At 60.3% G+C, this 26,538-nt stretch carries 20 protein-coding genes, 4 tRNA genes and 1 pseudogene; 16 read left to right on the top strand and 9 right to left on the bottom strand.

The features are described 5' to 3' along the window. Positions 1-166 precede the first annotated feature (166 nt). Genes BLQ09_RS00120 through BLQ09_RS00110 form a run of 3 tightly spaced genes read right to left on the bottom strand, consistent with a single transcriptional unit; the run spans position 167 to position 5,949 of the window. Positions 167-1,585 carry an efflux transporter outer membrane subunit gene (locus BLQ09_RS00120; RefSeq protein ID WP_092354611.1) on the bottom strand — a complete coding sequence of 473 codons (1,419 nt, stop codon included), beginning with the start codon at positions 1,583-1,585 and terminating at the stop codon, positions 167-169. Further along, positions 1,569-2,738 (bottom strand): efflux RND transporter periplasmic adaptor subunit, encoded by a 1,170-nt coding sequence (locus BLQ09_RS00115; protein WP_092354608.1) that lies wholly within the window; start codon positions 2,736-2,738, stop codon positions 1,569-1,571. Before BLQ09_RS00115 ends, BLQ09_RS00120 begins: the two co-directional genes overlap by 17 nt. Continuing rightward, entirely contained in the window at positions 2,728-5,949 is a 3,222-nt protein-coding gene (locus BLQ09_RS00110; protein ID WP_092354605.1) for an efflux RND transporter permease subunit, read from the bottom strand. The genes BLQ09_RS00115 and BLQ09_RS00110 overlap by 11 nt, the downstream gene beginning before the upstream one ends. A gap of 207 nt (positions 5,950-6,156) precedes the next feature. On the opposite strand from BLQ09_RS00110, the gene BLQ09_RS00105 reads away from it, so the two are divergent. Next, on the top strand, positions 6,157-6,567 hold the full coding sequence (locus BLQ09_RS00105) for a PA0061/PA0062 family lipoprotein (protein WP_065927021.1): 411 nt from the start codon (positions 6,157-6,159) through the stop codon (positions 6,565-6,567). Here BLQ09_RS00105 and BLQ09_RS31215 read toward each other — a convergent pair. Beyond that, a complete protein-coding gene (locus BLQ09_RS31215) occupies positions 6,564-6,725 on the bottom strand; it encodes a hypothetical protein (RefSeq protein WP_166655314.1) in 162 nt (53 codons plus the stop codon). The genes BLQ09_RS00105 and BLQ09_RS31215 overlap by 4 nt on opposite strands. Positions 6,726-6,936: 211 nt before the next feature. On the opposite strand from BLQ09_RS31215, the gene BLQ09_RS00100 reads away from it, so the two are divergent. Then, a complete protein-coding gene (locus BLQ09_RS00100) occupies positions 6,937-7,599 on the top strand; it encodes a C39 family peptidase (RefSeq protein WP_027606239.1) in 663 nt (220 codons plus the stop codon). A gap of 43 nt (positions 7,600-7,642) precedes the next feature. Here BLQ09_RS00100 and pbpG read toward each other — a convergent pair whose 3' ends face one another. Together pbpG and folD are read right to left on the bottom strand one after the other, a co-directional pair. After that, complete coding sequence (pbpG, locus tag BLQ09_RS00095) at positions 7,643-8,566, bottom strand: D-alanyl-D-alanine endopeptidase (protein WP_092354602.1); 924 nt, start codon at positions 8,564-8,566, stop codon at positions 7,643-7,645. Between the two features lie 207 nt (positions 8,567-8,773). After that, positions 8,774-9,628: a bifunctional methylenetetrahydrofolate dehydrogenase/methenyltetrahydrofolate cyclohydrolase FolD gene (gene folD, locus BLQ09_RS00090; RefSeq protein ID WP_027606241.1), complete on the bottom strand. Its 855-nt coding sequence runs from the start codon at positions 9,626-9,628 to the stop codon at positions 8,774-8,776. Positions 9,629-9,903: 275 nt separating this feature from the next. Between folD and BLQ09_RS00085 the strand changes: the two genes are divergently transcribed. The 11 genes from BLQ09_RS00085 to BLQ09_RS00035 all read left to right on the top strand — a co-directional run bounded on the left by BLQ09_RS00085 (position 9,904) and on the right by BLQ09_RS00035 (position 19,923). Further along, positions 9,904-9,980, top strand: a tRNA-Arg gene (locus BLQ09_RS00085). Positions 9,981-10,012: 32 nt separating this feature from the next. Next, positions 10,013-10,088, top strand: a tRNA-His gene (locus BLQ09_RS00080). A 56-nt stretch (positions 10,089-10,144) separates the two neighbouring features. Further along, positions 10,145-10,229 (top strand) — tRNA-Leu (locus BLQ09_RS00075). 77 nt (positions 10,230-10,306) lie between these two features. Further along, a tRNA-His gene (locus BLQ09_RS00070) sits at positions 10,307-10,382 on the top strand. Positions 10,383-10,779: 397 nt separating this feature from the next. Further along, positions 10,780-12,090 carry a trigger factor gene (gene tig, locus BLQ09_RS00065; protein ID WP_027606242.1) on the top strand — a complete coding sequence of 437 codons (1,311 nt, stop codon included), beginning with the start codon at positions 10,780-10,782 and terminating at the stop codon, positions 12,088-12,090. 91 nt (positions 12,091-12,181) lie between these two features. Next, positions 12,182-12,817 (top strand): ATP-dependent Clp endopeptidase proteolytic subunit ClpP, encoded by a 636-nt coding sequence (gene clpP / locus BLQ09_RS00060; RefSeq protein ID WP_003174822.1) that lies wholly within the window; start codon positions 12,182-12,184, stop codon positions 12,815-12,817. Positions 12,818-12,929: 112 nt separating this feature from the next. Then, entirely contained in the window at positions 12,930-14,213 is a 1,284-nt protein-coding gene (gene clpX / locus BLQ09_RS00055; protein ID WP_003238279.1) for an ATP-dependent Clp protease ATP-binding subunit ClpX, read from the top strand. 162 nt (positions 14,214-14,375) lie between these two features. Further along, positions 14,376-16,772, top strand: a complete 2,397-nt coding sequence (lon, locus tag BLQ09_RS00050) for an endopeptidase La (protein WP_027606243.1) — start codon at positions 14,376-14,378, stop codon at positions 16,770-16,772. A 149-nt stretch (positions 16,773-16,921) separates the two neighbouring features. Beyond that, positions 16,922-17,194: an HU family DNA-binding protein gene (locus BLQ09_RS00045; RefSeq protein ID WP_003174819.1), complete on the top strand. Its 273-nt coding sequence runs from the start codon at positions 16,922-16,924 to the stop codon at positions 17,192-17,194. Between the two features lie 230 nt (positions 17,195-17,424). Then, entirely contained in the window at positions 17,425-19,299 is a 1,875-nt protein-coding gene (locus BLQ09_RS00040; protein WP_092354599.1) for a SurA N-terminal domain-containing protein, read from the top strand. Between the two features lie 99 nt (positions 19,300-19,398). Beyond that, the gene (locus tag BLQ09_RS00035) at positions 19,399-19,923 is read left to right on the top strand and encodes a GNAT family N-acetyltransferase (protein ID WP_092354596.1); all 525 of its coding nucleotides are present in this window, start codon (positions 19,399-19,401) and stop codon (positions 19,921-19,923) included. On the opposite strand, the gene BLQ09_RS00030 is transcribed toward BLQ09_RS00035, so the two are convergent. After that, a complete protein-coding gene (locus tag BLQ09_RS00030) occupies positions 19,870-21,075 on the bottom strand; it encodes an MFS transporter (RefSeq protein WP_092354592.1) in 1,206 nt (401 codons plus the stop codon). The two genes, BLQ09_RS00035 and BLQ09_RS00030, sit on opposite strands and share 54 nt — an antisense overlap. Before the next feature lie 118 nt (positions 21,076-21,193). Between BLQ09_RS00030 and BLQ09_RS00025 the strand changes: the two genes are divergently transcribed. Together BLQ09_RS00025 and BLQ09_RS00020 are read left to right on the top strand one after the other, a co-directional pair. After that, positions 21,194-22,090: a LysR family transcriptional regulator gene (locus tag BLQ09_RS00025; RefSeq protein ID WP_027606247.1), complete on the top strand. Its 897-nt coding sequence runs from the start codon at positions 21,194-21,196 to the stop codon at positions 22,088-22,090. 89 nt (positions 22,091-22,179) lie between these two features. After that, entirely contained in the window at positions 22,180-22,962 is a 783-nt protein-coding gene (locus BLQ09_RS00020) for a DUF2242 domain-containing protein (RefSeq protein ID WP_092354589.1), read from the top strand. Between the two features lies 1 nt (position 22,963). On the opposite strand, the gene aceE is transcribed toward BLQ09_RS00020, so the two are convergent. Further along, positions 22,964-25,624 carry a pyruvate dehydrogenase (acetyl-transferring), homodimeric type gene (aceE, locus tag BLQ09_RS00015; protein ID WP_092354586.1) on the bottom strand — a complete coding sequence of 887 codons (2,661 nt, stop codon included), beginning with the start codon at positions 25,622-25,624 and terminating at the stop codon, positions 22,964-22,966. 145 nt (positions 25,625-25,769) lie between these two features. Here aceE and BLQ09_RS00010 point away from each other — a divergent pair, with 145 nt between their 5' ends. Beyond that, positions 25,770-26,246 carry a MarR family winged helix-turn-helix transcriptional regulator gene (locus BLQ09_RS00010; protein WP_092354583.1) on the top strand — a complete coding sequence of 159 codons (477 nt, stop codon included), beginning with the start codon at positions 25,770-25,772 and terminating at the stop codon, positions 26,244-26,246. Between the two features lie 67 nt (positions 26,247-26,313). On the opposite strand, the pseudogene BLQ09_RS31385 reads toward BLQ09_RS00010, so the two are convergent. Further along, positions 26,314-26,538, bottom strand: a pseudogene (locus tag BLQ09_RS31385) (IS481 family transposase); the annotation flags it as partial.

Genomic DNA, 26,538 nt, shown 5'->3' with positions numbered 1-26,538 from the left:
AATCACCGCAATCGCGGGGCAAGCCCCCTCCCACATTGGTTCAGCGGCGCTTATACATTATGTGTCTGACGCAGGACCCGTGTGGGAGGGGGCTTGCCCCCGATGGCGGTGGCTCAGCTACGGATAAACTGGCTGTTCCACCGCTATCACTGTGCCTGGGGTGATGTCAGGCGCCAGGTTGCCAGCCGCCGCCGAGTGCGGTCATGAGTCCTACACTGGCCTGCAACTGCCGCGTCTGCACCGCCTGCAATGTCCGCTGCGCCTGCAACGCCGCCGTCTGCGCGGTCACCACATCCAGGTAACTGACCGCCCCCGCCTGATAGCTGTTCATCGCCAATGATTGCGTATGCTGCGCCGCATCCGCTGCCGCCTGTTCATCCTGCGCCTCCTGCTGCAAATCCCGTAGTTGCGCCAGGTTATCTTCCACCTCGCGCACGGCCTTCAGCACCTGGCTACGGTACTGCGCCGACGCCTCTTCAAACTCGGCCTTGGCCTGGCGTTCATTGGCGCTCAAGCGGCCACCGTCGAAGATCGGCAGGTTCACCAACGGTCCCAGCGCCCAATACCGATTGCCCGCCGACAGCAGATTGCCGACGCCCTGTGTCTGCCCGCCAATCAACCCGGTCAAGCTGAAGTCCGGGTACCACGCCGCCTTGGCCACGCCGACATTTGCGTTGGCCGCAAACACCCGTCGCTCTGCCGCTGCAATATCCGGGCGACGTTGCAACAGGTGGCTTGGCAACTGCGACGGAATTTCCGGCAGGGCGATCAGTTGCTGGCCGGGCGGCAAGGTAAAGTCGCTGGCTGCCACACCCACCAACTCACCGATGGCGTGCTCGGTGAGGTTGCGTTGCCCACGCACTTCATCCAATTGCGCCCTGGCCTGCGCCAGTTGATTTTGCGCACGGGTCAGGTCCAGCTCCGAGGCTATCTGGCCCTCGTAGCGGCTGCGGGTCAATTGCAATGCCTGGCTGAAATCATCCAGCGAGCGAGTGAGAATCCGGCTCTGTGCATCCAGCCCATTGAGCTGCACGTACAAGGTGGCCAACTGACGCTGCAAACTCAGGCGTGCCACCGCCAGGTCATCCCCGGACGCTTGCGCCTGGGCATCGCCGGCCGCGACCTGGTTGCGGATTTTGCCCCACAGGTCCAGGTCATAGCTCAAGGAAAACCCCGCGATGTTGCTGTTGTACACCGACGGTTGCGTATCCCCCCGCAACGGTCGCGAATCCGATTGCCGCTGGCGCAGCGGTTGCGCGCTGGCGGTGATCTGCGGGAACAGGCCTGCGTGCAGTTGGCTGGCATACGCTTGGGAAGCATCAAAGTGCGCCAGCGCCGCCGCCAGGTCCGGGTTGGCCTTGAGCAGCTGCTGTTGCAGGTCATTCAGGCGCGAATCGTTGTAGAGTTTCCACCATTCGGGCGCCAGTTGGTCGGAGGGCTGGGCGCTGTGCCAGGGCCCATCGCTGGTCTGTTCGCGGTAGTGGGCCGGCAGGTCGATCGCCGGCACCTTGTAGGTCGGCGCCATCGAGCAACCCTGCAAGACCAGCAGCGTCAATGCGGCGAGCGGTTTAAGCCTTATGCGCATGCGCACCTCCGGAGGCATCGGCGAGTTGCACGGGATCACCTTCGCGCAGCGCATCGGGCGGGTTGTCGACGATGCGGTCGGCGGGTTTCAAGCCCTGGTCGATCACCAGGCGTTCGCCCAGGTCGAGGCCGATATGGATGGGCTGCAGGTGCACACGGTTCTGCCCGTCCAACACCGCCACCTGGGTGCCCTGGGCGCGGAAGATCAGGGCGCTGGCCGGGATGCTCACGCCATGGGTATCGGCCGGAATCGGCAGGGTGGCCTCGGCATAATCACCGGGCAGCAGCTCGCCGTCGGGGTTGTCGGCGACGAACTGGGCGAGCAGGGTGCCGGAGCGGCGGTCGATGGCGGTGGAGTCACCGATCAGGCGCGCCTTGAAATGCTTGCCGGGGTGCTCGGGCACGGTCAGATCGGCTTCAAGGCCCGGATGGATGACCGCTGCGTAGTTCTGCGGCACCGGTACGTAGAGGCGCAATTGATGGGTGTCGGCAATGTTGAACAGTTCCGGATCGCTGTCGGTGTCGGCCTTGATCAGCTGGCCGATATCGGTGTTGCGCGCGGTGATGGTGCCGGCGAACGGGGCGCGAAGGGTCTTGTAGCTTTCCAGTGCCGACAGCCGGGCATAGTCGGCAGCGGCGGCCTCGGCGTTGGCCTTGGCGGCAGCGGCATTGGAGGTTTTTTCATCGGCCTCCTGGCGCGATACCGAATGGCTGGCCAGCAGGTTTTGCCAGCGCGTGGCGGTGGTTTCGGCCAGGCGTGCGTTGGCCTGTTCCTGCACCAGGCGTGCATGGGTCTGCGCCAGCTGTTGATCCAGGTCGGGGCTGTCGATTTCCGCGAGGACTTGCCCGGCCTTGACCCGGCTGCCGATATCGACTTTCCAATCCTTCAGGTAACCGCTGACCCGGGCGTGGATCGGCGCCTTGCTCCAGGCTTCCAGGTGCGCCGGCAGGCGCAAGGTATCGCCGGCCACATTCTGCCGGGGCTGGAACACCATCACGTGCGGGATGGCGGCGGTCTCGGTCCAGGCCGTGACCGATTGTTCGTGCAGCGTGCGGGCATGCAGGCCGTTGGCGACCAACAGGGCGGCCAGGGTCAGGCCGCCGACACCCATGAGCATCAGACGCTTGCGCGAGGGTTTGTGATCAGACGACATGTGGGGTTTCTCCTGCAACTGCGCGAGTAGGGTGACGACCGTGGACCAGGCTGAAGACCACGGGAACAAACAACAATGTGGCGAGGGTCGCGAAGATCAAACCGCCGATGACGGCGCGCCCGAGCGGGGCGTTCTGCTCCTCGGAAATTGCCAGGGGCAACATGCCGATGATCATCGCCAGGGCGGTCATGCACACCGGGCGGAAGCGCGTGTAACCGGCCTCCATGGCGGCTTTCAACGCATCACTATGTTCGGCCAGGCGCTCACGGCAGAAGCTCACCACCAGGATCGAGTTGGCCGTGGCCACGCCCATGCACAGGATGGCGCCGGTGAGCGCCGGCACCGACAAGGAGGTGCCGCTGAGGAACAGCATCCACACGATGCCTGCGAGCGCCGCCGGCAACGCGGTGATGATGACGAACGGGTCGGCCCACGACTGGAAGTTGATCACGATCAGCAGGTAGATCAGCACCACCGCACCCAGCAGGCCAAGGCTCAAGCCGCTGAAGGCTTCATGCAGCGCATCGATCTGCCCGTGCAGGCTGATCGTCGCGCCTTTGGGGCGCAGATGCGCGGTGTCATCCAGCACCTTTTGCACGTCGCGGGCTACGCCGCCGAGGTCGCGGCCCTGCACGTTGGCGTACAGGTCCAGGGTCGGTTCGATGTTGTAGTGGGTCACCACCGCCGGGCTTTGCACGCGGGAGATGGTGGCCACGCCGCCGAGGATCTGCGACTGCCCATCGGCGCCGGTGACGGGCAGCGCTTCCAGTGACGGCAGGCTGTCGAGACGGTATTGCGGGGTGGCGGCGACGATGGAATAGGAGACGCCGTTCGCCGGGTTGAGCCAGAAGGTCGGTGCGGTCTGCGAACTGCCGGCCAGCGACGCCACCATGCTGTTGGTCACGTCCCGCTCGGTGATGCCCAGGCCGTTGGCGCGCATGCGGTCGACATTCACCTGCAGTGACGGGTAGCCGGTGGACTGCTGGATGCGCAGGTCGGCGATACCGGGCACGTGTTGCAGGCGACGTTCCAACTCGACGGCATAGGCGCGGTTTTCTGCATCGCTGCGCCCGGAGATTTTCACGTCCAGCGGCGCCGGCGCGCCGAAGTTGAGGATCTGGCTGCTGATGTCCGCCGGCAGGAACGCGAAGTGGCTGCCTGGGAAACTTTGCGGCAGCGCTTCACGCAGTTTCTTCACGTAGTCGGCGGTGGGCGCATGGCCCTTTTTCAGGCTGACCTGGATGTCGCCATCCTGCGGGCCGATGGTGCCGCTGCTGCTGTAGGCCATGTCGATGCCGCTGAGCGGAATGCCAATGTTATCGACGATGGTGTCCAGTTCTTCGGCGGGGATCACTTCACGGATCCCCGCTTCGATGCGGTCGAAGGCGGCAGCACTTTCTTCGATACGCGTGCCCAGCGGCAAGCGCACGTGCAGGGCCAGCGCACCGGCATCCGTCGCCGGGAAAAAGTCCTGGCCCAGGCTGGGCAACAGCAGGAATGAGGCGAGCACGCAGGCCAGGAAACCGACGATAAAACCCTTGCGATTGCCCAGGGCCAACGTCAGCAAGCCATGGTAGGTGTCGCGGATATTCGAGAAGTGACGCTCGAAACCTTGCTGGAAATTCAGCACGGCTTGCAGCGCGGCATTGCGCGGTTTCTTGTGCTGCTCGCCCTCATGGTGGTTGATGAATTCGTCTTCAGGGTGATGTCCGGCACCTGGCTCCGGCATATGTGGCTTGAGCAGGAACATCGCCAGCGTCGGCACCAGGGTCCGCGAAAGAATGAATGAGCTGGCCATGGCAAAGATCACCGCCAGCGCCATCGGCCGGAACAGATAACCGGCGATGCCTTGCAGCAGGAACATCGGCACGAACACGATGCAGATGCACAGCAGCGAGACGAACGCCGGGCCGACAATTTGCGCGGCACCGTCGAGGATCGCGGTCTTCACCGCCTTGCCTTGTTCCAGGTGCCAGTTGATGTTTTCGATGGTCACCGTGGCGTCGTCCACCAGGATCCCTACGGCCAACGCCAGCCCGCCGAGGGTCATGACGTTGAGGGTCTGCCCGCTGACCGCCAGCAGCGCAATGGCCGACAGTACCGCCAGGGGAATCGACGCCGCGATAATGATCGTGGAGCGCCAGCTGCCGAGGAACAGCAGGATCATCGCACTGGTCAGCAGCGCGGCGATGATGCCTTCCTGGGCCACGCTGCCCACCGATTGCTTGACGAATACCGAGGCGTCGCCCAGCAACGAGGTCTTCAATGACGGCGGCAGGGTTTCGTTGATGCGCGGCAGCATCTGGCGGATACCGTCGATGATCGACAAGGTGGAAATGCTGCCGTTTTTCAACGCCGGCATCAGCACCGCGCGATGGCCGTCGACGCGCACGATGTTGGTCTGCGGCGGCGAACCGTCGCGCACGTGGGCAACCTGGCCGATGGTGATCAGCGCGCCGTCGACGGTCTTGATCGGCAGGTCGTTGAGCTCATCGATGGCCTTGGGGCTGTTGTTGAGCAGGATCGTGTATTCATTGGGGCCGAGTTTGGCGGTGCCCACCGGGATGATCTGGTTCTGCAGCGCCAGGGCATTGCCCACATCCTGGGCCGACAAGCCTTTGGCCGCCAGCGCCTGGGGGTCGAGGTCAAGGGTGATCTGCCGCTGCTTGCCACCCATCGGCGTGGGCATGGCCAGGCCGGGCAGGGCGCTGAGGGGCAGGCGGATATTGTTCTGCACCAGGTCGCGAATTTTGGCTTCCGACAGCGTCGGGCTGGAGAACGCCATTTGCAGGATCGGCACCGTGGAGGCGCTGTAGTTGAGGATCAGCGGTGGCGTGATGCCCGGTGGCATCTGCTTGAGCACCGTTTGTGATACGGCGGTCACTTGGGCGTTGGCGGTGCGGATGTCGACGCCGGGCTGGAAGAAAATCTTCACGATGCCCATGCCGGGCAAGGATTGCGATTCGATATGTTCGATGTCGTTGACGGTGGTGCTCAGGGAGCGTTCGTAGGTGTAGATCACCCGGCCGGCCATGGCGTCCGGCGACAGGCCGTTGTACTGCCAGACCACGGCGACCACAGGGATGCCGATATCGGGAAACACGTCGGTGGGGGTTCGCAGGGCCGCCATCGGCCCGATGATGCAGATGAATATGGCCAACACGATAAACGTGTACGGCTTTTGCAGTGCGGTCTTTACCAGCCCGAGCATGCGTGAACCTCCGAGGGAGCAGGATTGCAAACCCCGGCAGTCTTGCCTGACCCACCTAACACGCGCCTTTCAGCCAGGTGAAGGAACATTTAGGTAAGGGCTGAAGATCGTTTCATATGGATTCATTTGTTCTACAAGGCGTGGCTGCCCAAGCTTGCACCCCATCGGACGACTTGTCTTTTAACTGATGTTCTTTGGAGCCCTGCCATGTCACTCAAACCTTTATTGTTGATCCCCGCCCTGGGGGCTGTTTTGTTGTTGTCGGCCTGTGCCGGCCCGATTCCCAAGGCGGACCCCAGCGAAGCCTGGATCGGCTTGAAAGAAGAAGCGCCGAACGACCTGATGGCCGAGCGTGTGGACGGCAAGCGTGTCGACGACGGGCGCTTTTTCGAGGTGACCCCCGGGGATCACCGCCTGGACGTGACGTTGTTCGAGGAAGAGGCAGGCGACGACAACCAGCAGGACTGCCAGGGTCGGGTCGAGTACAAGGATTTCAAGGCGGGTGAGCATTACACCCTGGTGGAGTCGAGCCTGGGCACCACCGTGCGCGCATCCCTGATGGACGGGCACGGTAAAGAAGTCGCGGCGACTCAGGATTTCAATTGCATGCCTGGCTAGGCGTGGTGCACCGCCGCTCTATGGGGCTTGGCGGGTGCCTCAGGTTTGACGTGGGGGTGATGGTGCCGGCGGGTAATGCGCAACACCCCCCACAACATGGCGCCGGCTACCGCCAGCCAACCGCAGATCAACAGGAAAATCGTTGTTGCAAGGCTCATTTTGGCCTCCTTTCGCCCCGCAGGGGGCACACACAGTCTTCTCAATGGACAGTCTAGCTACCCGGCGGTTGCCTGCTATTGACCAATGGTCGTGTTCGTCCAACTCGTTTGCTCTAACCGCGACGCTTTACTGAGCCTATGGGCTATACCCGCGTGGCAGAGCGTCCTATGATCAGGGCCCTCACCGGCAGTTGATCAAGAGAGTAAAAAATTGCGGTTACGGTCGAACCTTAAAACATCCTTGTTGCTGGCCTGTGCCCTGGGGCTCGCGGCCTGTTCCGGGCAGCCGTCGAAACTTCCGGGCCTGCCGGAACGTGTCGAACTCAATGGTGTGCCGACCTTTCGCAGCGAGGCTTATCAGAGTGGTCCTACAGCATTAGCCAGCATGCTGTCGCAACAAGGCATTGTGATGACACCGGGCTTGTTGGATAAACCGTTGCATTTGCCGGGCGGTGAAGCGGACCTGGAGCGCAACATGCAGGTGCTGGCCCGTGAGTACGGGCTGATGGTGTACCCGCTGGATGCCAAGCTGACCGCGGTACTGGCGCAGGTGGCGGCGGGTTACCCGGTGATGGCGCGGATTGGCGGCGGCCTGTTGTCTGACGCGCACTACGTGGTGGTGGTGGGTTTCAACCAGCAGAAAAGCACGGTGCTGTTGCGTTCAGGCATGGACCGACGCCTGCTGATGAGCTTCAGCGACTTTGAGTCGAAGTGGAGCAGTGCCGGGCACTGGGCAATCGTCACCCAGCGCCCGAGCCAATTACCGGCCAATGTGGATGCGCAGCGCTGGCGGGATTCGGCGAACGCAACGGCCCAGGCCGGGCAGGAGCGGGCGGCAGCGCAGGCGCTCAAGGTGTTGGCGGAACACAAATAAAATGGGAGGGGCGAGCCCCTCCTAAATGCGTTCTCGGTGTTCCTTAACGGCGGACTTCGGCGGCATTCGCGCGGTTCTTCAGGTTCTTGTCAGCCTTGTAGCGCAGCGCGACGTCCGGCACCGAGCCGCCCTTGCCGGTCTCGACCCAGCTACGGATACGGCTGGCATCGGCAAAGTGGGTGAATTTGCCGAAAGCATCCAGGATCACCAGCGACACGGGACGATTACCCATGCGGGTGACCAGCACCAGGCAATGACCGGCCTGGTTGGTGAAACCGGTCTTGGTCAGCTTGATATCCCAGTTGGCGCGGTTGATCAGGTGGTCGGTATTGGAGAAACCCAGGGTGTAGTTGGGCTTGCGGAACGCTACGGTCTTTTCCTTGGTGGTGCTCAACTGGCTCAGCATCGGAAATTTTTGCGCATAGGCCAGCAGCTTGCTCAAGTCGCGGGCGGTGGACACGTTGTGGATCGACAGGCCGGTGGGCTCGACATAATGGGTGCTGGTCATGCCCAGGGCCTTGGCCTTGGCGTTCATCGCGGCAATAAAGGCCGCGTAGCCGCCCGGATAGTGGTGCGCCAGGCTAGCGGCGGCGCGGTTTTCCGAGGACATCAGGGCAATCAGCAACATCTCCTTGCGCGGCATCTGGCTGCCGATCTTCACGCGGGAGAACACGCCTTTCATCTCCGGCGTGTCGGTGATGTTGATGTCGATGTACTCGTCCATGTTCTGCTTGGCTTCAAGCACGATCAGGCCCGTCATCAGCTTGCTCACCGAGGCGATAGGCACTACCACGTCGGGATTGCTGGCGTAGATGACCTTGTTGGTCTGCAGGTCCACCAGCATGGCGCTGCCGGAAGCGATCTGCAGTTTGGAGGGATCCCGCGGCGCCAGGGCGGAGTCGGCAGCGTGTGCAAAGGTGCCGGTGAACGCAAAAAACAGGCTGACAATGGAAAGACGAATTTTCACGCGGATGAACTCGCTAAAAAGTAAGAAATACCGTTGGGAAACGGGTTTTGTGATAAATGGCGTTACATTTTAGGAGTATGGACGAGAGACTGTCGAATGTTCTTCTAAAACCGGACGAAAGTGCTTAAAAACTAAGAAAAAACAGGTTTTCTTCCGGGCAATAAAAAGCCCTGCGATAAGGCAGGGCTTTTTCAGTACGGCTGGTTATTAACCGTGCAGGGTTTCTGCGGCGTACAGGGTGTTTTCCAGCAGGCAGGCACGGGTCATCGGGCCAACGCCACCCGGCACCGGGGTGATCCAGCCGGCGCGGGGCAGGGCGGTTTCATACACCACGTCGCCGACCAGCTTGCCGTCTTCCTGGCGGTTGATGCCCACGTCGATGACGATGGCGCCTTCCTTGATCCATTCGCCCTTGACCAGGCCCGGCTTGCCGGCGGCCACGACGACCAGGTCGGCACGGCCAACGTGGCCGGCCAGGTCCTTGGTGAAGCGGTGGGTCACGGTGACGGTGCAGCCGGCCAGCAGCAACTCCATGGCCATTGGGCGGCCCACGATGTTGGACGCGCCGACGACGACGGCATCGAGGCCGTACAGGTCGACACCGGTGCTTTCCAGCAGGGTCATGATGCCTTTGGGCGTGCACGGGCGCAGCAGTGGGATACGCTGCGCCAGGCGGCCAACGTTATAAGGATGGAAACCGTCGACGTCTTTGTCAGGGCGGATGCGCTCGAGCAGCTTGGACGCGTCCAGGTGCGCGGGCAATGGCAATTGCAGGAGGATGCCGTCCATCGCCGGGTCGTCGTTGAGGCTGTCGATCAGGTCGGTCAGGGCCTGCTGGGTGGTGTCGGCAGGCAGGTCGTAGGCCTTGGAAAGAAAGCCGACCTCTTCACAGTCTTTACGCTTGTGCGAGACATAAACCTGAGAGGCAGGATCGCTGCCGACCAGGATCACCGCGAGGCCAGGCGTGCGCAAGCCTTGCTGGCTGCGCTCGGTGACTCGTTTGGCGATCTGCTGGCGCAGGCTGGCGGCGATTGATTTGCCGTCGATAAGTTGTGCAGTCATTACGCGTGATTAACCATCGAGAGGGGGAGGAAAAGTGCGCGCATTCTCGCACGCCACGGCGTGAGGGCAAAGGCGCTTGGTCCGCAAATTGGCCTAACCCCTTAAATAAAATGAATTTTTTTCAAAAAAGATTTGACGGGTTTCCAGGCCCTCTATACTATTCGTCGCACTTGTCGGGCACAGCCTAGCACTGGTTAAGAAGGTCGAGCAGAATGGTTGTTCTGCAAGGCTGGAAGCACTTAGTTTGTAATCCTCCAAGAGTACAGATTAATAAGGCGCCCGTAGCTCAGCTGGATAGAGCATCCGCCTTCTAAGCGGATGGTCGCAGGTTCGAGTCCTGCCGGGTGCGCCATTAGGCAGCTTTGGCACAAGTAGCGCTATATGGTGGGCGTAGCTCAGTTGGTAGAGCACGGGATTGTGACTCCCGTTGTCGAGGGTTCGATCCCCTTCGTCCACCCCATATTTTGAAAGGCGCCAGATTAACCGTCTGGCGCCTTTGCTTTAAGAGCTTCAAGCGCGGATGTGGTGGAATTGGTAGACACACTGGATTTAGGTTCCAGCGCCGCGAGGCGTAAGAGTTCGAGTCTCTTCATCCGCACCAAATAAGGCCTTACTCGGTTTACATGCAGGGTGGGGTTAGACAAAGAAGTAGTTTGGTTTCTTTGTTAACGCAATATGGTGGGCGTAGCTCAGTTGGTAGAGCACGGGATTGTGACTCCCGTTGTCGAGGGTTCGATCCCCTTCGTCCACCCCATATTCGAAAGGCGCCAGATTTAACAGTCTGGCGCCTTTTTTGGTTTTGGCGGTTCGGTTTTTCGTGGCTGCGGGTTGTGGGTCGCGATGGCGATGCGTTTCATCGTATTTATGTGTCTCGATGATACTGCATTGTTATCTGCCTTCATTGCGAGGTAGGCCGTCAGGGAGATGGGCGACGATCCCTTCTATATATAGAGGGGCGGCGCAGAGCCCTGGCGTGATTGGCTTTATTTGTCACCGGGGCGGGGCGCGACAGTGCCTTCGTACCGATAAATTGCCGGCTGTTTACGGGCGTATTTCCAGTAGGGTGACTTCTTGAGTTTGACCCACTAGAATGCATGCCCTTGATTGGGGTCGGAAATGGCCGGCTAACGTCTGTGCAACGAGGAATATCCATGCAAGTTTCTGTTGAAAATACTACTGCTCTCGAGCGCCGCATGAGCATCACCGTGCCGGCTGAGCGCATCGAGACTGCGGTCAACAAGCGTCTGCAGCAGACTGCCCAAAAGGCCAAGATCGCTGGTTTCCGTCCAGGCAAAGTGCCAATGAGCGAAATCAAGCGCCGTTTTGGTGCTGATGCACGCAATGAAGCCGTCGGTGACGTGATCCAGGCTTCCTTCTACGAAGCAGTGGTTGAGCAAAAGCTGAACCCGGCTGGTTCGCCTTCGATCGAGCCCAAGTCCCTGGAAGCGGGCAAGGACCTGGAATACGTTGCCGTATTCGAAGTGTTCCCTGAGTTCGAAGTGGCCGGTTTCGACGGTATCGCTATCGAGCGCCTGAGCGCCGAAGTGGCTGATTCGGACCTGGACAACATGCTGGAAATCCTGCGCAAGCAGAACACCCGTTTCGAAGTGGTCGACCGTGCTGCCCAGAACGAAGACCAGCTGAACATCGATTTCGTTGGCAAGGTTGACGGCGAAGCATTCGCTGGCGGCTCCGCCAAGGGCACTCAGCTGGTGCTGGGTTCCAACCGCATGATTCCTGGCTTCGAAGACGGCCTGGTTGGCGCCAAGGCCGGCGAAGAGCGTGTCCTGAACCTGGAATTCCCTGCTGACTACCAGAACCTGGACCTGGCTGGCAAAGCCGCCGAGTTCACCGTGACCGTCAACAGCGTTTCCGAGCCTAAGCTGCCAGAGCTGAACGAAGAGTTCTTCAATCAGTTCGGCATCAAGGAAACAGGTATCGAAGGCTTCCGCACCGAAGTTCGCAAGAACATGGAGCGCGAGCTGCGCCAGGCTATCAAGTCCAAGGTCAAGAACCAGGTCATGGATGGTCTGCTGGCCTCCAACCCGATCGAAGTGCCTAAGGCCCTGCTGTCCAACGAAGTGGATCGCCTGCGCGTACAGGCTGTCCAGCAGTTCGGCGGCAACATCAAGCCAGACCAACTGCCGGCCGAGCTGTTCGAAGAGCAAGCCAAGCGCCGTGTGGTGCTGGGTCTGATCGTGGCTGAAGTGGTCAAGCAGTTCGACCTCAAGCCTGACGAAGATCGCGTCCGCGAAATGATCCAGGAAATGGCTTCGGCCTACCAGGAGCCTGAGCAGGTCGTGGCCTGGTACTACAAGAACGACCAGCAGCTGAACGAAGTACGTTCGGTTGTGCTGGAAGAACAAGTTGTGGATACTGTTCTGCAGAAGGCTAAGGTGACCGATAAAGCGGTCTCTTACGAAGAAGCAGTCAAGCCGGCGGAAGCAGCACAAGCCGACTGATTGTCCAACTCGTTGGAAATTCAACCATAAGCCAGCCTCGCGCTGGCTTATGCGTTTTCAAGACATGACTATTTGGGAGTAACTGCAGAGCATGTTCCGTAATTCCTATATTCAGCAGAACTCTGATATCCAGGCCGCAGGCGGCCTGGTCCCGATGGTTGTCGAGCAGTCCGCTCGTGGCGAACGCGCCTACGACATCTACTCGCGCCTGCTCAAGGAGCGAGTGATCTTTCTGGTGGGCCCGGTAGAGGACTACATGGCCAACCTGATCTGTGCGCAACTGCTGTTCCTTGAAGCGGAAAACCCGGACAAGGACATCCATCTCTACATCAACTCGCCGGGCGGTTCGGTGACAGCGGGCATGTCGATCTACGACACCATGCAGTTCATCAAGCCGAACGTATCGACGACCTGCATTGGCCAGGCCTGCAGCATGGGCGCGTTCCTGCTGACCGCAGGTGCCGAGGGCAAGCGTTACTGCCTGCCGAACTCGCGTGTGATGATTCACCAGCCACTGGGCGGTTTCCAGGGTCAGGCGTCGGACATTGAAATCCACGCCAAGGAAATCCTCTTCATCCGCGAACGCCTCAACACGCTGATGGCCAAGCACAGCGGGCACACCCTGGAAGAAATCGAGCGCGACACCAACCGTGACAACTTCATGAGCGCCGAAGCCGCACGTGAATATGGGTTGATCGACGCAGTGATCGAAAAGCGCCCCGCTTAATATAAGCCGCTCAAAATAGGGCTGGTCGGGTTTTCCGATCATCTGCGGGCTTGAAAAAGCCCGCATAAGCCTTCATCTTGTGTTGCAAGCCTATCGGATTTGGATCGAACGAATGACTGACACCCGCAACGGCGAGGACAACGGCAAGCTGCTCTATTGCTCCTTCTGTGGCAAAAGCCAGCATGAAGTGCGCAAATTGATTGCCGGCCCCTCGGTCTTTATCTGCGACGAGTGCGTCGACCTGTGCAATGACATCATCCGTGAGGAGGTGCAGGAAGCCCAGGCCGAAAGCAGCGCGCATAAATTGCCTTCGCCTAAAGAAATCAGCGGCATCCTTGATCAGTATGTGATTGGTCAAGAGCGTGCAAAGAAGGTTCTGGCCGTAGCGGTATACAACCACTACAAGCGCTTGAACCAGCGTGACAAGAAAGGCGACGAAGTCGAACTCGGCAAGAGCAACATCCTGCTGATCGGTCCTACAGGCTCGGGTAAGACCCTGCTTGCAGAAACCCTCGCTCGCCTGCTGAACGTTCCGTTCACCATCGCCGACGCCACCACCCTCACCGAGGCTGGCTACGTGGGCGAAGATGTCGAGAACATCATTCAGAAACTGCTGCAGAAGTGCGACTACGACGTAGAGAAGGCCCAGATGGGTATTGTCTATATCGACGAAATCGACAAGATCTCGCGCAAGTCCGACAACCCGTCGATCACTCGGGACGTTTCCGGTGAAGGCGTGCAGCAGGCCCTGTTGAAACTGATCGAAGGCACGGTTGCTTCCGTACCGCCACAAGGCGGCCGCAAGCACCCGCAGCAGGAATTCCTTCAGGTTGATACGCGCAACATCCTGTTTATCTGTGGCGGCGCATTCTCCGGCCTGGAGAAGGTTATTCAGCAACGGTCTACCCGTGGCGGCATCGGTTTCAGTGCAGAAGTGCGCAGCAAGGAAGAAGGCAAGAAGGTGGGCGAGTCCCTGCGTGAAGTCGAGCCTGACGATCTGGTCAAGTTCGGTCTGATCCCGGAATTCGTTGGCCGTCTGCCGGTCCTGGCCACGTTGGACGAGTTGGATGAGGCGGCTCTGATTCAGATCCTCACCGAACCGAAAAACGCCCTGACCAAGCAATATGCCAAGCTGTTCGAGATGGAAGGTGTGGACCTCGAGTTCCGTACTGACGCGCTCAAATCGGTGGCCAAGCGGGCACTGGAGCGCAAGACCGGTGCACGTGGCCTGCGTTCGATCCTCGAAGGTGTATTGCTCGACACCATGTACGAAATCCCCTCGCAGTCCGAGGTGAGTAAAGTGGTGATCGACGAAAGCGTTATAGAAGGCAAGTCCAAGCCACTGTATATCTACGAAAACAGTGAGCCGACTGCCAAGGCTGCGCCAGACGCGTAAGCGTTTCGCAGTTTTGGTACAAACGAAGGGGCCTCTAGGGGCTCCTTTGTTTTTCATAAGGATTTTTACTGCGTGTAACTGCCAGCATTGAGCTTGTTTTTTTTACACGCAGCCCCCATCTTGGTTTCAAGCTTATTTTTCAACTGTCATAGAGGCGAAATCATGAAGACAACCATCGAATTGCCTCTCCTGCCGTTGCGTGATGTCGTCGTCTATCCGCACATGGTTATCCCGCTGTTCGTGGGGCGCGAGAAGTCTATCGAAGCCCTCGAGGCCGCGATGACGGGCGACAAGCAAATCCTGCTGTTGGCCCAGAAAAACCCTGCCGATGATGATCCAGGCGAAGATGCCCTGTATCGCGTCGGCACCATTGCCACTGTCCTGCAACTGCTCAAGCTGCCCGATGGCACCGTCAAGGTGCTGGTGGAAGGCGAGCAGCGCGGTGCGGTAGAGCGTTTCATGGAGGTGGACGGCCACCTGCGCGCCGAAGTGGTGCTGATCGACGAAGTCGAGGCCCCTGAGCGCGAGTCCGAAGTGTTTGTGCGCAGCCTGCTCTCGCAGTTCGAGCAGTACGTGCAGTTGGGCAAGAAAGTCCCGGCTGAAGTCCTGTCTTCCCTCAATAGCATCGATGAGCCAAGCCGCCTGGTCGACACCATGGCCGCGCACATGGCGCTGAAGATCGAGCAGAAGCAGGACATCCTCGAAATCATTGACCTGTCGGCCCGTGTCGAACACGTGCTGGCGTTGCTGGATGCCGAGATCGACCTGCTCCAGGTCGAGAAGCGCATCCGGGGTCGTGTCAAAAAACAAATGGAGCGCAGCCAGCGCGAGTACTACCTGAATGAGCAGATGAAGGCCATTCAGAAGGAGCTCGGCGACAGCGAGGAAGGCCACAACGAAATCGAAGAGCTGAAAAAGCGCATCGATGCTGCCGGCCTGCCTAAAGACGCCCTGACCAAAGCCACCGCCGAGTTGAACAAGCTCAAGCAGATGTCGCCGATGTCGGCCGAAGCCACCGTGGTGCGCTCGTACATCGACTGGCTGGTGCAGGTGCCGTGGAAGGCTCAGACCAAGGTACGCCTGGACCTGGCTCGTGCCGAAGACATTCTCGATGCCGACCACTATGGCCTTGAAGAGGTCAAAGAACGCATCCTCGAATACCTCGCCGTGCAGAAGCGCGTGAAGAAGATTCGTGGCCCGGTGCTGTGCCTGGTTGGCCCGCCTGGGGTAGGTAAAACCTCCCTGGCCGAGTCCATCGCCAATGCCACCAACCGTAAATTCGTACGTATGGCCCTCGGTGGCGTGCGCGATGAGGCGGAAATTCGTGGTCATCGCCGGACTTACATCGGTTCGATGCCAGGAAGATTGATTCAAAAAATGACAAAGGTGGGTGTGCGCAACCCGCTGTTCCTGCTCGATGAAATCGACAAAATGGGCAGCGACATGCGCGGCGATCCGGCATCGGCCTTGCTGGAAGTGCTCGACCCTGAGCAGAACCACAATTTCAACGACCATTACCTGGAGGTCGACTACGACCTGTCCGACGTAATGTTCCTGTGCACCTCCAACTCCATGAATATTCCGCCGGCATTGCTGGACCGGATGGAGGTGATTCGTCTGCCGGGTTACACCGAAGACGAGAAGATCAATATCGCCGTCAAATACCTCGCGCCCAAGCAGATTTCGGCCAATGGGCTGAAGAAGGGCGAGATCGAATTCGACGTCGAGTCGATCCGCGACATCGTGCGCTACTACACTCGCGAGGCCGGTGTACGGGGGCTTGAGCGCCAGATCGCGAAGATTTGCCGCAAGGCGGTCAAGGAGCACGCGCTGGAAAAACGCTTCTCGGTGAAGGTCACGGCCGACGCTCTTGAGCACTTCCTGGGTGTGCGTAAATTCCGTTACGGCCTGGCAGAACAGCAGGATCAGGTAGGGCAGGTGACTGGCCTGGCGTGGACCCAGGTGGGCGGCGAATTGCTGACCATCGAAGCTGCGGTGATCCCCGGCAAGGGCCAGTTGATCAAGACCGGCTCCCTCGGTGACGTGATGGTCGAATCCATTACCGCCGCGCAGACCGTGGTGCGCAGCCGCGCCAGGAGCCTGGGGATCCCCCTGGACTTCCACGAGAAGCACGACACCCACATCCACATGCCGGAAGGGGCTACACCGAAGGATGGCCCGAGCGCTGGCGTAGGCATGTGCACGGCCCTGGTTTCGGCATTGACCGGCATACCGGTGCGCGCCGATGTCGCGATGACCGGGGAAATCACCCTGCGTGGCCAGGTATTGGCCATTGGTGGCCTGAAAGAGAAATTGCTGGCTGCACACCGCGGGGGCATCAAGACTGTGATCATTCCTGAAGAGAATGTTCGCGACTTGAAGGAAATTCCTGACAATATCAAGCAGGATCTTCAGATTAAACCGGTTAAATGGATTGACGAGGTCCTGCAAATTGCGCTGCAATACGCGCCGGAGCCCTTGCCGGATGTGGTTCCGGAGATAGTTGCAAAGGACGAAAAACGAGAGTCTGATTCCAAGGAAAGAATTAGCACGCATTAATGTGAATAAGCCTGGGGGCTTCCTTGACAGCTTTTTAGAGCCCTTGTTATAAAGCGGCTCTTAAGTGTCTGTAGGCCATTCAGCACTGGTTTTTGCTGTTTACCAAAAAACTTAGAATCATACTCAATAGATATATAAGGGGACTTAGAGTGAACAAGTCGGAACTGATTGATGCTATCGCTGCATCCGCTGATATCCCGAAAGCTGCTGCCGGCCGTGCGCTGGATGCAGTAATCGAATCCGTCACTGGCGCTCTGAAGGCCGGCGACTCCGTGGTACTGGTAGGCTTCGGTACTTTCTCTGTGACTGACCGCCCAGCTCGCACTGGCCGTAACCCACAGACTGGCAAAGCACTGCAAATCGCTGCTGCCAAGAAACCAGGTTTCAAAGCCGGTAAAGCCCTGAAAGAAGCGGTTAACTAAGCTTCGATCAAGCCTTTGCTACCCGGGTCGGACGCAGGTCTGGCCTGGCAGCGGAGCGAAAGCTGACCCAAGTATCCATCGGGTCGCCAAGCCGGGGGTGTAGATTCAACCCCCCGTCCGCTCCGCCAGTTACGAGAAGGCGCATCCTCGGATGCGCCTTTCTTCTATCCGGACTCTACCCACGCTCCACGGTTGCCAATTTTTGAAGTTCAACCGTTTCTGGGGGACGCATGCTGCAAAATATCAGGGACAATTCACAAGGCTGGATTGCCAAGACCATTATCGGGATCATCGTCGCATTGATGGCGTTCACCGGTATCGAGGCCATTTTCCAGGCTTCGACCAACACCAAGCAGGACGTGGCCAAGGTCAACGGTGAAGAAATCACCCAGACTGAACTGAGCCAGGCCGTCGACATGCAACGTCGCCAGCTGATGCAACAGCTGGGCAAGGATTTCGATGCTTCACTGCTGGACGAAAAACTGCTGCGCGAAGCGGCCCTCAAGGGCCTGATCGATCGCAAGCTGCTGCTGCAAGGCGCCGCCGACTCCAAGTTTGGCTTCTCCGAAGCTGCACTGGACCAGGTGATCCTGCAGACCCCGGAATTCCAGGTGGACGGCAAGTTCAACGCCGAACGCTTTGACCAGGTGATCCGTCAGCTGGGCTACAGCCGTCTGCAGTTCCGTCAGATGCTGACCCAGGAAATGCTGATTGGCCAGGTTCGCGCAGGCATCGCCGGCAGCGGTTTCGTGACCGACGCCGAAGTGCTGGCATTCGCCCGTCTGGAAAAACAGACCCGTGATTTCGCTACCGTCAATATCAAGGCCAACCCTGCGGCGGTGAAACTCACCGACGACGAGGTCAAGGCTTACTATGACCAGCACGCCAAGGAGTTCATGACCCCGGACCAGGTGGTCATCGACTACCTGGAACTGAAGAAGTCTTCCTTCTTCGATCAGGTCAGCGTCAAGGACGATGAACTGCAGGCTGCCTATCAGAAAGAAACCGCCAACCTCGCTGAACAGCGTCGTGCGGCGCACATCCTGATTGAAGTCAACGACAAGGTCACCGACGCGCAAGCCAAGGCCAAGATCGAAGAAATCCAGGCGCGCCTGGCCAAGGGTGAGAAGTTCGAAACCTTGGCCAAGGAGTTCTCCCAGGATCCAGGTTCGGCCAACAATGGCGGCGATCTGGGCTTTGCCGGCCCTGGCGTCTACGACCCTGACTTCGAAGCAGCCTTGTACGCGTTGAACAAAGACCAGGTTTCGGCGCCGGTGCGCAGCACCTTCGGTTGGCACTTGATCAAGCTGTTGGGCGTTGAAGCACCGCAAGTGCCGACGTTTGCCAGCCTGAAAGACAAGCTGACCCGCGAGCTCAAGACCCAACAGGTCGAGCAGCGTTTTGTCGAAGCAACCAAGCAATTGGAAGATGCGGCATTCGAAGCCTCCGACCTGGCCCAACCAGCATCGGACCTGAAGCTGACCGTACACACCTCCGCGCCGTTTGGCCGTGAAGGTGGTGACGGTGTTGCGGCCAACCGTGCCGTGGTCACCGCTGCGTTCAGCCCGGAAGTGCTGGATGAGGGTGCCAACAGCAGCGCCATCGAGCTGGACCCGGAAACCATCATCGTGCTGCGTGCCAAAGAGCACCGCAAACCGGCACAACTGCCGCTGGAAAGCGTTGCTGCGGCGATTCGCACACAGATGGCCAAGGAGCGCGCCAGCGCGGCTGCCAAGACTCACGCTGACGAGCTGATCGCCAGCCTGCGTGATGGCAAGACCCCGCTGAACCAGCCGGTCGACGGCCAGGCCTGGAAAGTCACTGAAGCGGCTACCCGTAGCCAGGAAGCGATTGACCCGGCCGTGCTGCAAGCCCTGTTCCGCATGCCCAAGCCTGCGGCCAAGGACAAGCCGACCTTCACCACCGTGACCCTGGCTGATGGCAGCCTGGTGATCGTGCGCTTGAACGGCGTCAACGAAGCGGCTGCCCCAACGGACGAAGAAAAGGCGCAATACCGCCGCTTCCTCGCTTCCCGTGTCGGCCAGCAGGACTTCGCGGCGTACCGCAAGCAGTTGGAAACCAAGGCTGATATCAAGAAGTACTGATGTCGCTTTGAACAAGAAGCCCCCGGCCTGAAAAGACCGGGGGCTTTTTTATGTGCGCTAGACTGGGTACTCGGTATTGTCGACCCAGGAGTTCCAAGCGTGTTGATTCAAGGAATGGATGGCTTGCTGATCCGCCGCGCCAGCGTGGCGGATGTTCCTGCTGTGCTGCAGGTGTTCGACGAGGTGATCGCCTGGTTCGTTGGCAGGGGCAATACCCATCAGTGGGGCACCGAGCCCTGGTCGGCGTCGCCCCGGCGGGTCGCGCAAGTGGCTGAAGCCTGCGCGTTGCCCGGGGCCTGGGTTGTCGAGGACCCCGAGGGGCATCTCCGAGGAGCGCTGGTGTTGGGCGATCCCATGCCATATGTACCGTCGGCGACTGAGCCCGAGGTGTATGTGCGCCTGTTGATTGCCGCGCGTGACCCGAGTGTTCGCGGCCTTGGCCGGCGCATGATGGCCTTTGCCGATGACCAGGCCCGCGCAGCAGGAGTCACGGGCTTGCGTGTGGACTGCTACGGCGGCGGGACAGGGGATCTGGTGCGTTTTTATGAGTCCTGTGGTTACCAGCGCATTTCAACGTTCGACTTGGCGGGGTGGCCGGGCCAACTGCTGGGGCGCCGTCTGTGATGCACCGGCCCAGGCCAGCAGCATCAGAAGCACAACCGCCCAAGGAAAGGCCGTGGCGCCCCAACCTTGAAGCAATACACCACCCGCCAGGCCGCCACCGGCTATCCCCAGGTTCCACACGGTCACCAGCATGGATTGTGCGGCATCCGCCGACTTGCCCGCCGATTGGGCCAGTGCGGTTTGCAGCAATGCCGGCAAACCGCCGAACGCCAGGCCCCATAACGCCACGGCGATATAGATGACTGCCGGCACATTGATCCACAACGCCAGCGCCAGGGCGATCAGGCCAAACAGCGCACAGCTGGTCAGCAGCAAAGCGCGCAGCCACCGGTCAATCAATACACCTGCCAGCCAGATGCTCAGCACCGCCGAGAGGCCGAACACCAGCAGCACTCGGTCAACGTCTGCCTCAACCCCGGCGGGCACCAGCAACGGGGCGATGTAGGTGTACAGAATGTTATGGGCCAGCACGTAGGTAAACGTCACCCATAGCACCGGACGAACGCCCGGCAGGTTCAGCACCTCGCGCAGCCCCAGGCGTTTATCCGCCCGTTCGCCGGCAAAGTCCGGCAGTTGCCAGCGTGCCCAGGCGAGCAGTACCAGGGTCAGCCCGGTCATGATCGCAAAGCTCAAGCGCCAGCCAACGGCGGTGCCGAGGAAGGTACCCGCGGGTACACCCAGCGACAGTGCCAGCGGTGCACCCAGCATCGCCACGGCAATGGCGCGACCTTGCAGGTGTGGCGCCACCATTCTGCTCGCATACCCCGCCAGCAACGCCCACAGCAACCCGGCGAAGACCCCGGCAAAAAAGCGTGCCACCAGGGTCAGCCCGTAATGGCTGGACAGCGCGGTTACGCTGTTGACCAAGGCAAACCCGCCAATGGCCAGCAGCAGCAAGGGCCGCCTGCGCCAGCCGCGGGTCAGCAGCGTCAGCGGGATGGCTGCCAGCAGGGAGCCAAGGGCGTAGAGGGTAACCAATTGGCCGACCAGGGCGGGCGACACGCCCAGGCCTTCGCCCATCTGCGGCAGAAGCCCGGCGGGCATGGCTTCGGTGAGGATGGTGATAAAGCCGGCGCTGGCCAGGGCCAGTAGACCGCCCAGGGGTAAGGAATCCCGCTGGGCTGATGCGCTGAGTGAAGGGCTGCTGCTCATGACGTTTTATCCAGGTAAAAGGGCAAGCAGGCAGAGTAGGGGGCTGTGACTGGCGGAAAAACAGGCTAAGGTTCCGAACTTATCGGACGCCGGTGTCCGTAATTGCTGGAGGCAGATCATGGACAGCTTGGGCAGCCTGTCGGTATTTGTGCAGGTGGCGCAGACGCTCAGCTTCACCGCCGCCGGCCGCGTGCTGGGGGTGTCGTCGTCGGCCGTGGGCAAAAGCATTGCGCGGATGGAAGAGCGCCTGGGCGTGCGGCTGTTTCACCGCAGCACGCGCAGTATCACCTTGACCAGTGAAGGTGCGCTGTTCCTTGAGCGCTCGCGGCGGATTCTCGCTGAGGTGGAAGCGGCCGAGCAGGAACTGACGGACGCCGCTGCAACGCCACGGGGCAAGTTGCGCATCAGTGTGCCGCAGGTGCGCGGCTTGTTGATGCCGGTGCTCAGTGACTTTATGCGCGCCTACCCGGAGATCGAGCTGGACGTGGATTTTTCCGACCGCATGGTGGACGTGATCGAGGAAGGTTTCGATGCAGTGATTCGCACCGGCAAGCCGGAAGATTCACGCTTGATGGCCCGCCACCTGGGCCACTACCAGTTGGTACTCGTCGCCACACCGGGCTACTTCGCCCAACACGGCACGCCGCAGCAACCACAGGACCTCAATGGTCACGCCTGCCTGCGCCACAAGTTCTGCGCCACGGGCAAGCTCGAGCCCTGGCCGTTGCGCCTTGCCCCGGGGGCTGCGGAACCGCTGTTGCGTACGCCGTTGGTCAGCACCACCATCGAGTCCCTCAAGCATGTGGTGCTCGAGGGGTTGGGCATTGCCTGCCTGCCGGACTACATGGTCAACCAGGCCGTGGACGAAGGGCGCTTGCAACGGGTGCTGGATGAATACCTGGAGCATCGGGGCAATTTCTGGATATTGTGGCCCGGTCGCCATACCTCGGCCAAGCTCCGTGTGTTTATTGACCATATGTGCGCCGGGCTTTTCCCTGCAGGCCCCGGTGCGTAACCCTGTGACGTTTTACCGACAGGAATGCGCGCGCCAAGGCCTCGTTCTGTTGCACAATACCGCCCAGACCGTTTTCCTCAGGATTATCAATGTCGACATCATTCCACTTGCGTAGCCTCGGGCTGGCGCTGGTGCTGGCGGGCGCCGCGGGCTGCTCGTCACCCAAGACCGCTATTTATGAACATGAGAACTTCGACGACTCCGGTACATTTTCCCGGGATTATCCGGTTACCGATGTAGCGGCGTGCGAGGCCGCGCGGCGAGCCTTGCTGAGCCAGGGCTACATCATCACCAGCAGCGATCCGAAACTGGTCGTGGGTAACAAGAGCTTCCAGCAGACCGGCGAAACGCACCTGCAGATCAGCTTCAACGTGGTGTGCGCCGATGATGGCAAAGGCAAGAACCACTCGACGATGTTCGCCAATGCCCTGCAGGATCGTTATGCGCTGAAGAAGGTCAACAACTCCGCGAGCCTGGGTGTGGGCGTGCTGGGGTCGGTGTCGATGCCGATCGGCTCTACCGATGACTCGATGGTGAAGGTGGCCAGTGAGACGGTGTCCGCGCCGAAGTTCTACGACCGTTACTTTGCGTTGGTGGATGTGTTCCTGCCACAGGAAGTGAAGAAGGCCGAGCATATCCCCGAGCAGCCCAAGGCCGACCTGGGTGTGCCGGAGCCGAAGGCCGCACCGGCCGCCGAGAAAGTCGAGGCGCCGAAGGAACAGCCTGCCGCACCGGCTGCCTCGGAGCCGGTTGTGCCCGCGCCTGAGGCTGCACCGATTGCGCCGCAGGCCGAACCCGCACCCGCTGCCACCACGCCGGACCTGCCGCCGCCGACAGAAGCGATTCCGCCGCTGCCGACGCCTGCGCAGTAAATCAAACCGCTACGGGGTCAGCCTTGTCGACGTTGATCCCGTAGCGCTTGATCGCTTCACTGACCTTGTCGCGACCGATCACGCCGTCATCCGCCAGTGCCTTCAGGGCAGCCAGGGCGATGAAGTGGCGATCCACCTCAAAGAACGCGCGCAAGGCTTCCCGGGTGTCTGATTGCCCGAAGCCATCAGTGCCCAGTGCGACAAAGCGTCGGCCCGGCACGAACGGACGGATCTGATCGGCGAACAGTTTCACGTAATCCGTCGCCACCACCACCGGTCCCGTTTGCCCGGCCAGGCATCGCTCGACGTAGCTCGCGCGCGGCTCACGCTCGGGGTGCAACAGGTTCCAGCGCTCCACCGCGTGTCCGTCACGGCGCAACTCGGTCAGGCTCGTCACGCTCCAAACGTCGCATTGCACGGCAAAGTCGTTGGCGAGCAGGTCGGCGGCTGCGATCACTTCGCGCAGGATCGACCCGCTGCCCATCAGTTGCACCTTGGCGTGCTGGCTGCCGCTCAGGCGGTACATGCCTTTAACAATGCCATCCTCCACACCTTCGGGCATCGCCGGGTGCGGGTAGTTTTCGTTGAGCAGGGTGATGTAGTAGTAAATATCCTCCTGTTCGACATACATACGCCGCATGCCCTCGCGAATAATCACCGCCAGTTCGTAGGCAAAGGTCGGGTCATAGGACACGCAGCACGGAATCACCGATGACAGGATATGGCTATGGCCATCGTCATGCTGCAGGCCTTCGCCCATCAGCGTGGTGCGCCCGGCCGTGGCACCCAGCAGGAAACCACGCGCCCGTGCATCGCCCGCCGCCCAGGCCAGGTCGCCGACGCGCTGGAAGCCGAACATCGAATAGAAGATATAGAACGGCACGGTCATCAGGCCGTGGTTGCTGTAGGACGTACTTGCTGCGATCCACGAGGAAATGGCGCCGGACTCATTCAGGCCTTCCTGCATGATCTGTCCGTCCTTGCTCTCCTTGTAATAGCTCAGTTGCCCGGAGTCCTGTGGGGTATAGAGCTGGCCGACGGCGGAGTGGATGCCGATCTGTCGGAACAGGCTTTCCATGCCGAAGGTGCGTGATTCGTCCGGCACGATGGGCACGATCAGCTTGCCCAGGTGCGGGTCTTTCAGCAGCGTACCGAGGATGCGCACGAAGGCCATGGTGGTTGATATCGCGCGCTCGCCGGTGTCCTTGAGCTGAGTGGCGAAGGCGCTCAGTTCGGGGATCTGCAACGGTTCGACCGCCGTGTGGCGCGCGGGCACATAGCCGCCCAGGGCCTGGCGACGCGCGGCGAAGTAACGGGCTTCTTCGCTGTCGGCGGTGGGCTTGAGGTACGGAATTTCAGCGAGTTGCTCATCGGGCACTTCCAGGCCGAAGCGGTCGCGGAAGGCTTTGACGGCATCGGCCCCCATCTTTTTCAGTTGGTGATTGATGTTCTGGCCTTCGCCGGCTTCGCCCATGCCAAAGCCCTTGACGGTTTTTGCCAGGATCACCGTCGGTTGGCCGCTGTGGCGCACGGCGGCGGTATAGGCGTTGTAGACCTTGTCCGGGTCATGGCCGCCCCGTGAGAGTTTCCAGATATCGTCGTCGGACAGGTCTGCAACCAGTGCCAGCAACTCCGGGTATTTGCCGAAGAAATGTTCGCGCACGTAGGCGCCGTTCTGGGATTTGTAGTTCTGGTAGTCACCGTCCACGCACTCCATCATGCGTTGGCGCAGCAGGCCGCTGGTGTCTTTTTCCAGCAGTGCATCCCAGCCACCGCCCCAGATCACTTTGATCACATTCCACCCGGCGGCGCGGTACAGGCTTTCGAACTCCTGGATCACCTTGGCATTGCCGCGTACCGGGCCGTCCAGGCGTTGCAGGTTGCAATTGACCACGAAGATCAGGTTGTCGAGTTTCTCGCGTCCGGCCAGGGAAATGGCGGCCAGGGATTCCGGTTGGTCCATTTCGCCATCACCGAGGAATGCCCAGACCTTGCGGCCCTGGTGTTGCTTGAGGTCACGAAACTCCAGGTAGCGCATAAAGCGCGCCTGGTAGGCCGCCGTGATCGGCCCGAGGCCCATGGACACGGTGGGGAATTGCCAGAAGTCCGGCATCAGCCGTGGGTGGGGGTAGGACGAAATGCCCTCGCCACCGGCTTCGCGGCGGAAGTTATCCAGGTGTGCTTCGCTGATGCGGCCTTCGAGGTAGGCACGGCCGTAGATGCCTGGGGAGGAGTGGCCCTGGATGTACACCAGGTCGCCGTCGAAGTTGTCGGTGCGGCCACGGAAGAAGTGGTCGAAACCTACGTCGTACAGCACAGCGGCTGACGCATAAGTGGCGATATGCCCACCCACACCGGAGTGTTTGCCTGCACGCAATACCATGGCCATGGCGTTCCAGCGGATAAACGCGTTGATACGGCGTTCGATGGCCAGGTTGCCGGGGTAGGGCAACTGGCGTTCCACCGGGATGGTGTTGACGTAAGGCGTGGTCACCCGCCCGTAGAAGTCACCATGCCGCGCCACGTCGAAATCCAGCAACTGATCGATCAGGTAATGGGCGCGCGGGCGGCCTTCGGTGGACAGCACCGATTCGATGGACTCCAGCCACTCGCGGGTTTCCTGTGGATCGACGTCGCGTCTGACTTCGTTATTCGGGGTCATGTGAGGCTCCAGGGTCGGCGGATTTCAAGTGGCGGGCTCCTTGTGGGAGTGTCGCCAAAGTTGTTGCAATTGCAACTACATGGCCGAATCTAGCGCGGGATGAGCTACTATTGCAACCTTCTTGAAATCCGCCGGATGGTGTTGCATGTCGTCGAAAGAGCCCGATGTATGGTTCCGTTTTGTCAGGGCCCACAGAACCGTCATCCGTGAAATCGAGCGCCGCCTGGCGGCCGCCGACTTGCCGCCTTACGCCTGGTACGACGCACTGTGGGGCCTTGAAAGCGTCCCCGAAGGCACCCGCCGCATGCACGAATTGGCCGATGTGCTGGCCATCGAGCGCTATAACCTCACGCGCCTGGTAGATCGCCTGGAAAAGGACGGCCTGGTGCTGCGTTCACGCTCCGACGGCGATGGCCGCGCGGCCTTTGCATCTATCACCGATGCCGGCCGGGCGTTGCGTAAAAAAATGTGGAAGATCTACGAAAGTACGGTGGACGAGTTGTTCCTGTCGCAGATCGAACCGCAGCAGCGCCAGGCGTTTGCCGAGGCGTTGGAGCGTACCGCCGGGATGGCGGTGGAGGCGGGTGTTCAAACCCGTGGTCGACGCAAGTCTGAAACTTGATGCAGACCCCATGTGGGAGGGGTGTAGAACCGTAGACATCGTTTACATCTGAAACCGGGGACATCGTTTACACATTTGAGGCCTGGACGCGGGTCATACCTCGTCCAAGCCTCCCCAAGGGATAATCACACAGGTACAAATCCCAAGCATCATCTTCAGCTTCTTTGAGCCCTATCCTTTCCCCGGACAGCGCCTCGCTGATAAATACCAACTTGCCGTTCCACTTGATCGATCCGTCCTGCCTGACGCTTCGAACTTTCATTTCTGCCGGATATTCCACATCGGGCAAGCA

Source organism: Pseudomonas sp. NFACC25, assembly GCF_900100935.1.
GTDB lineage: Bacteria > Pseudomonadota > Gammaproteobacteria > Pseudomonadales > Pseudomonadaceae > Aquipseudomonas > Aquipseudomonas marginalis.
Note: the sequence above shows the minus strand (reverse complement) of the source record. Positions and strands in the feature narration are given on the sequence as shown.

What these genes read in the sequence shown, in the direction of transcription:
- BLQ09_RS00020 (WP_092354589.1), top strand. Translation starts at nt 22,180, where the DNA reads ATGTCGACATCATTCCACTTGCGTAGCCTCGGGCTGGCGCTGGTGCTG.
- BLQ09_RS00110 (WP_092354605.1), bottom strand. Translation starts at nt 5,949, where the DNA reads ATGCTCGGGCTGGTAAAGACCGCACTGCAAAAGCCGTACACGTTTATC.
- aceE (WP_092354586.1), bottom strand. Translation starts at nt 25,624, where the DNA reads ATGACCCCGAATAACGAAGTCAGACGCGACGTCGATCCACAGGAAACC.
- BLQ09_RS00040 (WP_092354599.1), top strand. Translation starts at nt 17,425, where the DNA reads ATGCTGCAAAATATCAGGGACAATTCACAAGGCTGGATTGCCAAGACC.
- BLQ09_RS00120 (WP_092354611.1), bottom strand. Translation starts at nt 1,585, where the DNA reads ATGCGCATAAGGCTTAAACCGCTCGCCGCATTGACGCTGCTGGTCTTG.
- lon (WP_027606243.1), top strand. Translation starts at nt 14,376, where the DNA reads ATGAAGACAACCATCGAATTGCCTCTCCTGCCGTTGCGTGATGTCGTC.
- BLQ09_RS00025 (WP_027606247.1), top strand. Translation starts at nt 21,194, where the DNA reads ATGGACAGCTTGGGCAGCCTGTCGGTATTTGTGCAGGTGGCGCAGACG.
- folD (WP_027606241.1), bottom strand. Translation starts at nt 9,628, where the DNA reads ATGACTGCACAACTTATCGACGGCAAATCAATCGCCGCCAGCCTGCGC.
- BLQ09_RS00115 (WP_092354608.1), bottom strand. Translation starts at nt 2,738, where the DNA reads ATGTCGTCTGATCACAAACCCTCGCGCAAGCGTCTGATGCTCATGGGT.
- clpP (WP_003174822.1), top strand. Translation starts at nt 12,182, where the DNA reads ATGTTCCGTAATTCCTATATTCAGCAGAACTCTGATATCCAGGCCGCA.
- BLQ09_RS00105 (WP_065927021.1), top strand. Translation starts at nt 6,157, where the DNA reads ATGTCACTCAAACCTTTATTGTTGATCCCCGCCCTGGGGGCTGTTTTG.
- tig (WP_027606242.1), top strand. Translation starts at nt 10,780, where the DNA reads ATGCAAGTTTCTGTTGAAAATACTACTGCTCTCGAGCGCCGCATGAGC.
- clpX (WP_003238279.1), top strand. Translation starts at nt 12,930, where the DNA reads ATGACTGACACCCGCAACGGCGAGGACAACGGCAAGCTGCTCTATTGC.
- BLQ09_RS00030 (WP_092354592.1), bottom strand. Translation starts at nt 21,075, where the DNA reads ATGAGCAGCAGCCCTTCACTCAGCGCATCAGCCCAGCGGGATTCCTTA.
- BLQ09_RS00010 (WP_092354583.1), top strand. Translation starts at nt 25,770, where the DNA reads ATGTCGTCGAAAGAGCCCGATGTATGGTTCCGTTTTGTCAGGGCCCAC.
- BLQ09_RS31215 (WP_166655314.1), bottom strand. Translation starts at nt 6,725, where the DNA reads ATGAGCCTTGCAACAACGATTTTCCTGTTGATCTGCGGTTGGCTGGCG.